The organism is Desulfofundulus sp., from assembly GCF_049701015.1.
Lineage (GTDB): Bacteria > Bacillota > Desulfotomaculia > Desulfotomaculales > Desulfovirgulaceae > Desulfofundulus.
Genome location: NZ_JBNATZ010000231.1, coordinates 1 through 2224, shown reverse-complemented (window position 1 = coordinate 2224; position 2224 = coordinate 1). Strand labels below are relative to the sequence as shown.

The following is a 2224-nucleotide window of genomic DNA, read 5'->3' as shown; positions in this document are numbered from 1 at the left end:
GTTCCAGGAACCTGTTGCCATTTTGCACTCACTATGATTCCGCCGGTATCGTCCTGGACAACAAAATCAGCATAGTAAGTAGCCCCAAAGAGCTGATTCCCCACAGGCACATGGGTTTGAAACCGCCCCGAATAGTGTATTTCGAGAACCGGCTTGATGACCTGTTCCCAAAAGGACCCTGTTTTAGTTCCTTTCCCGCCCGGTGACAATCTCCCTACCCCCGGTTAACTATAGTTACGGACAACCAGTTCCGATATCGGCCCGCGCTTATCGGCCCGGCAATTAATGGCTCTTTTTGCGTAAACCACCTGTATGTCGTAGTTCTTATAAAGCTCACGAATGAATGGCGTATCCGAGTTGCTTAACATGACCAGACAGCCTTTTCGATCCAATTCCCGAAACACTTCTGCCAAACGCCGCTGGTCGTCTTGCCCAAATGCATCGGGGGTATAGCTGGTGAAATTAGCTGTTTCCGAAAGCGGATGGTAGGGCGGGTCCAGGTATACGAAAGCTCCCCGATCCGCGCAGTCCAGGACCCGGCTGAAGTCGCCGCAGATTATCTCCGCCCTTTTCAAAGCCCCGCTCACCAGGCGGAGGTTCGGCTCATCCACTATTTTAGGGTTCTTGTAACGCCCGAATGGTACGTTATGCTGCCCCCGGCTGTTCACACGCCACAGCCCGTTGTAGCCAGTCTTGTTCAGGTAGAGGAATCTTGAGGCCCGCTCCACGGGAGTTAGCTGACCGGGATCAAGGGCGCGAATGCGGTAGTAATATTCCGCAGTGTTTTCGTGCCTTCTCAGGTCCTGTAGAAGGGCCTCCAGGTCGTCCCGTACCACCAGGTAGAAATTGATTAACTCATCATTGCTGTCGATCAACACCGCCCTGGGGGGTAGCAGGTGGAAGAAAACCGCCCCGCCGCCGACAAAAGGCTCAACGTAGAGAGTGTACTCTCTTTTGGGAAATAACTGCTCGAACTGGGGTATGAGCTGGGATTTCCCCCCTGCCCACTTGACGGGGGGCCTGGGACTTTCTTCCTTTGCCTGTGTATGGTATGTCTTGTACACAACCATCTCCCCCCTGAGTTAACTTATGCGAACAAAAAATTCGCCCTTAAGAGGGCGTCTTCCTGCAACTTATGCGAAATTTTCCAGGACATTTTTTCGCATAAGATGACTTATACGTACTGCAACTTCTTCCCGCTTCCTAAATGAATTAAGATGAAATGAGGGGGATTACTGCTCCCCTCACATCAAACACGAAAACGCGAAGCCAATTTTTCTAGTTCGCCAGCCAGCGCGGTAAGCTCTTCAGTAGAAGCGGAGATCTCTTCCATTGCTGACGTCTGTTCTTCTGTCGTCCCGGCAACATTTTGCACGCCAGCTGACATTTGTTCCGCAGCGGCAGCCACTTCCTGAATCTGCCGTGCAACGTCCTCAATTGTAGTGTTGATAGTTTTAATGTTCTCTCCCACCTCACTGATCACTTTACTTCCCGCTAAAACTTCAGCTGCACCGGCATCCATAACTTCAACAGCCTTTTGGGACTCAGCCTGAATCGTTGTGATCAGCTCATAGATTTCTTTGGCAGCGCTGGCGGACTGTTCAGCCAGCTTGCGAACTTCTTCAGCTACAACGGCGAATCCGCGGCCCTGTTCTCCGGCGCGTGCGGCTTCTATGGCAGCGTTCAGTGCCAACAGGTTAGTCTGGTCGGCAATTCCAGTAATCAAGTCAACGATCTGGGTAATCTGGCTTGCAGTTTGGTTGAGGGTGTTAATAACGTCAGAAACATTGGCAGCCGACTGCTCAATAGCCTTCATCTGCCTGGTAATCCGCTCAATGCCCGCGATACCCTCAGCGGCACGAGTTGCAGCCTGCTCGGCTAATGCTGAAACCTTTTGAGCATTTTCGGTTACTTGTTCTACAGTTGAAGCCATTTCACTCATGGTCGCAGCAGTTTCATTTGCCCCAGCAGCTGTCTGCTCGGCCTGGGCAGCAAGCTGGGAGGCTGAATCGGCTACCTGCCTGGATGCCTGTACCAGCTGACTGACAATCTCACGAAGGTTCTTACGCATGAGGTTGAAAGCTTCAGCCAAACTTGCAATTTCGTCTCGCGTGCGTACCACCAGTTCCTCACCCGTAAGGTCGCCTTCAGCGATACGACCCGCCTCGTAAACCGTCGCCAGGATAGGACGGGTGAGCATGCGGGTTATTATTACTGCCATAAG

The 2224-nt window shown here is 52.1% G+C and carries 3 protein-coding genes; all 3 read right to left on the bottom strand.

Annotated elements, in window-relative coordinates; genetic code table 11:
- Positions 1-209 (bottom strand): PD-(D/E)XK nuclease superfamily protein (locus ACPLUI_RS12150; RefSeq protein ID WP_424660521.1); only part of this gene is annotated, 209 nt, incomplete at its 3' end.
- Positions 210-224: 15 nt separating this feature from the next.
- Positions 225-1070, bottom strand: coding sequence for a DNA adenine methylase (locus ACPLUI_RS12145; protein WP_424660520.1), 846 nt, complete (start codon positions 1068-1070; stop codon positions 225-227).
- A 179-nt stretch (positions 1071-1249) separates the two neighbouring features.
- Positions 1250-2224, bottom strand: a 975-nt coding sequence (locus tag ACPLUI_RS12140; RefSeq protein ID WP_424660519.1) for a methyl-accepting chemotaxis protein, incomplete at its 5' end; no start/stop codon positions are given.

Bases quoted from the DNA above. Each gene is read 5' to 3' on its own strand.
- ACPLUI_RS12145 (WP_424660520.1), bottom strand. From the start codon at position 1,070: ATGGTTGTGTACAAGACATACCATACACAGGCAAAGGAAGAAAGTCCC.